The sequence below is a fragment of the Colwellia sp. D2M02 genome, assembly GCF_018860755.1.
GTDB classification, from domain to species: domain Bacteria; phylum Pseudomonadota; class Gammaproteobacteria; order Enterobacterales; family Alteromonadaceae; genus Colwellia; species Colwellia asteriadis.
Genome location: NZ_JAHKPW010000074.1, coordinates 1 through 4,007, shown reverse-complemented (window position 1 = coordinate 4,007; position 4,007 = coordinate 1). Strand labels below are relative to the sequence as shown.

Sequence of the window (4,007 nt, the reverse complement as noted above, 5' to 3'; positions counted from 1 at the left end):
TATCTCTTAAACCGAGTTAAGGTTAAATAACGTTAACTTAGCAACATTATATACCTAATTTACCTAATGAAACGAGTAAAAGCATTTAATAGATAAACAAATGATGATTTAAGATAAGCTTTATTCAATTTCAGCAGCACTAACTGTAAGTAATTTTGCTAGCGCTAAACTGTAACCATAAAAAAACCGACGATGAACGTCGGTTTTTGGCTTGATTAATACGTATTGATTAATCAAAGACCATAGTATTTTTTAATTTACCTAACGCATTTTTTTCTAACTGGCGAACACGTTCAGCTGAGATTTGATATTTATTAGCGAGCTCTTGCAGCGTAGATTTATCTTCGTTTAACCAGCGAGTTTGAATAATATCTTGGCTACGGTCATCTAATGTTACTAATGCGGTAGATAAACGCTTGTTGGCATGATTTTCCCAGTTAGCACTTTCTATTTCATCAGCTAAATCAGATTGCTTGTCTTCTAAGTACTGTGCTGGAGAAAAGTTACCTGCGCCAACACTGTCATCATCATCGTTAGATAATTCAAACGCTTGGTCATGGTTACTCATACGAGATTCCATTTCCATAACATCTTTCGTGCTTACACCTAGTGTTTCAGCAACTGTGTTTACTTCTTCTGCACTAAACCAGCCTAAGCGCTTTTTATTTTTACGTAAGTTAAAAAACAATTTACGTTGAGCTTTGGTTGTCGCAACTTTCACAATACGCCAGTTACGCAGTACGTACTCATGAATTTCTGCTTTGATCCAATGCACAGCAAACGATACTAGACGTACGCCTACTTCAGGGTTAAAACGTTTAACCGCTTTCATTAAACCTACGTTACCTTCTTGCACTAAGTCAGCTTGTGGTAAACCATAGCCTGCATAACCTTTAGCAACATGAATAACAAAACGTAAGTGCGACATGATCAACTCTTGTGCCGCTTGTAAATCATTTTCATTGTAAAGACGAGTAGCCAATTCATGCTCTTTTTCAGGCGTAAGCATAGGAATGCTATACGCTGACTGCATATACGATTCAATACTACCGCTTTTAGGTAATGTAAGTTGCATTGTTTGACTCATAAAACTCTCCTTCTTCAATTCTACTTGCGTTCGCTATTTTAACACAGCTACATCACTGATGCGAACAACAGAACATGTACACTAGCCTAATAGAAACAGCAACACAAGTTGGTGAGGGCTTTTTTTAATGAAATTATTGTGACGATTTGTAAGTAAAAGTTTAGCGTGAACTCACAAAAAATTAATCAGCGTTAGGTTCAATAGCTTTAATGTGCTGACTTACCGATAAATAACTACCTAATAACCCTAAAGTTACGGCAAAAGCGATTAATAACATCACTTCATTAAAGGCTAAACCTTGTAACTCAAAACTACTATGATAGAGCTCGGTCAGCTCAGTAATTGCACTTTCTAAATATTGCGCTAATAATGCAACGCACAAACAAGAAAGTATACCGCCAAAAATCCCATACCAAATACCGGCATATAAAAATGGTCGCTGAATAAAGCTGTCGGTAGCACCAACCAATTTCATTACAGCAATAGCGTCTTTTTGGTTCAAAATAGCTAAACGAATAGTATTGCCAACAATTAACACCACTGATAGACAAAGCAATAAGGCAACCCCTAAGACAATGTCCTCAATTAGGCGAGCCATAGCTTCTAGGCGTGTTAGCCATTCAATATCTAGCTTTCCTTGCTCTACTTCACGCTCATTAAGTAATTTTTCAAGTAACTCATTAGCGGCTTGTGCTTTACTTGAACGCTGTGTTGGCGTCACTAATACCGTTGCGGGTAAAGGATTTTTATCTAAATATTCCAATGACTGACCAAAACCCGAAAGCATTTTAAATTCTTTTAGCGCTTGTTCCGCTGAAATATAATGCACTTCACTCACTTCGTTATACAAACGAATACGGTTAACTAAATTTTTAGCACTTTTTTCTGAAGTCGATAACTTTAGAAATAAGGTAATTTGAGAAGAGCTGTCCCACTGCTCACTAACATGTTGAGCATTTTTAACAAACAGGTGCAAAGTTGCAGGTAGCGCTAAGCTGATACCGAGAACAAATACTGTCATAACCGAAGTAAAGGGGGTACGCCATAAGTCTCCTAGGCTGCCTACAGCCTGTTGCAAATGTCTTATTGGCAACATTAATAGTCGTTGCCATAAACTGCCCCGCTGACTTAAACCGCTATTATGGGTATTACTCATCAGTTATTCCTTGCGACTGTAATCCATCAACAATACCGTCATTAATCATAGTACCTTCACGTAATGTTAACGTGCGGTATTTCATCCGCGCTATTAGCCCTAAGTCGTGAGTTGCAATTAATACGGTTACGCCAGCGGCATTAAACTCTTCAAAAAGGCGAATAATATCGAGAGACAATTTGGGATCTAAATTACCTGTAGGCTCATCGGCAAGTAAAATCGGTGGCTTATTAATAATGGCTCGAGCAATACCAACACGCTGTTGTTCACCGCCCGACAACATATGTGGAAAACATTTTTGTTTGCTGCCTAAATGTACTTTTTCAAGAGCAGTAGCAACGCGTTTACGAATTTCGCTGTGGCTTACCCCTTCAATAATAAGTGGCAGTGCAACATTATCAAACACAGTGCGGTCTTTAAGTAGGTTGTGACTTTGAAAAATCATACCAATACCACGACGCACGTAAGGGATTTGTTTATATTGAATGTCTGCCAGTTCATTGTGATTAACTTGAATACTACCTGAACTTGGCTTTTCCATCATAGAAATAAGCTTTAATAAGGTACTTTTACCGGCACCAGAGTGACCCGTTAAAAACGCCATTTCTCCCGCTTCAAGGTTAAAGCTTACTTGCTTCAACGCTAAAAAACCGCCAGGATAGGTTTTATTTACTTTATTAAAGTGGATCATGATGAGTTGTTGTTTTTATTGTTGATTTAACGATAAGTAGAATAACTTAACATAATTATTCTACTTATCTTAACTTTTATTTACTCTTCAGTTTTGCTAAAAAGTGCTTCAATAAAGTCGTCCGCATTAAATGGTCTTAAATCATCAATGCCTTCACCGACCCCTAAATAACGAATAGGGATTTGATGCTTATCAGCAATCGCAAAAACAACACCACCTTTCGCTGTGCCGTCAAGCTTAGTTAAAGTAAGCCCCGTTAAACCGACAGCTTCATCAAAAAGCTTGGTTTGACTTAAGGCATTTTGCCCTGTGCCAGCGTCAAGAGTTAACATAATTTCATGAGGTGCATTAACGTCGAGCTTTTTCATTACTCGCACTACTTTTTTAAGCTCTTCCATAAGGTGCGCTTTATTTTGCAAACGTCCGGCGGTATCTGCAATTAATACATCAACCTTACGTGCTTTAGCGGCACTAATAGCATCAAAAATAACCGAGGCACTATCAGCGCCAGTATGTTGAGCAATAACAGGAATGTCGTTACGCTCACCCCATACTTGTAATTGTTCAACAGCAGCCGCTCTAAAAGTATCACCAGCCGCTAGCATTACTGATTTTCCTTCTGCTTGAAATTGCTTAGCTAATTTACCAATAGTCGTGGTTTTACCAACACCATTAACACCAACCATTAGCATGACAAAAGGCCCATCGGTATTAGTAACATCCAGTGGCACGCTAACATTTTCAATAGTTTTTTTAAGTTCTATTTTAAGTAATTCATATAACGCAGAAGCATCTTTAAGCTCTTTACGACTAGCGCTCTGGGTTAATGAGTCAATTATTTTAGTGGTGGTTTCAACGCCCACATCCGCTAATAATAAGTGCTCCTCTAACTCTTCAAATAAATCATCGTCAATTTGCTTACCGCGAAATAAGTCAATTAAGCCACCACCAAGATTTTGGCGAGTTTTAGTTAAACTTTGTTTTAAGCGGGCAAAAAAACCTTTTTTTTCTGGCTCTGGCTCTGGCTCTGGCTCTGGCTCTGGCTCTGGCTCTGGCTCTGGCTCTGGCTCTGG

The 4,007-nt window shown here is 38.5% G+C and carries 4 protein-coding genes; all 4 read right to left on the bottom strand.

The genetic code is table 11. The features are described from left to right. Nucleotides 1–229 precede the first annotated feature (229 nt). Nucleotides 230–1,087, bottom strand: coding sequence for an RNA polymerase sigma factor RpoH (gene rpoH / locus KO495_RS14600; RefSeq protein WP_215981149.1), 858 nt, complete (start codon nt 1,085–1,087; stop codon nt 230–232). A gap of 181 nt (nt 1,088–1,268) precedes the next feature. After that, nucleotides 1,269–2,243, bottom strand: a complete 975-nt coding sequence (gene ftsX, locus KO495_RS14595; RefSeq protein WP_215981148.1) for a permease-like cell division protein FtsX — start codon at nt 2,241–2,243, stop codon at nt 1,269–1,271. Next, complete coding sequence (gene ftsE / locus KO495_RS14590; RefSeq protein ID WP_215981147.1) at nt 2,236–2,934, bottom strand: cell division ATP-binding protein FtsE; 699 nt, start codon at nt 2,932–2,934, stop codon at nt 2,236–2,238. Before ftsE ends, ftsX begins: the two co-directional genes overlap by 8 nt. A gap of 80 nt (nt 2,935–3,014) precedes the next feature. Further along, nucleotides 3,015–4,007 (bottom strand): signal recognition particle-docking protein FtsY (gene ftsY / locus KO495_RS14585; protein ID WP_215981146.1); only part of this gene is annotated, 993 nt, incomplete at its 5' end.

What these genes read in the sequence shown, in the direction of transcription:
- rpoH (WP_215981149.1), bottom strand. Translation starts at nt 1,087, where the DNA reads ATGAGTCAAACAATGCAACTTACATTACCTAAAAGCGGTAGTATTGAA.
- ftsX (WP_215981148.1), bottom strand. Translation starts at nt 2,243, where the DNA reads ATGAGTAATACCCATAATAGCGGTTTAAGTCAGCGGGGCAGTTTATGG.
- ftsE (WP_215981147.1), bottom strand. Translation starts at nt 2,934, where the DNA reads ATGATCCACTTTAATAAAGTAAATAAAACCTATCCTGGCGGTTTTTTA.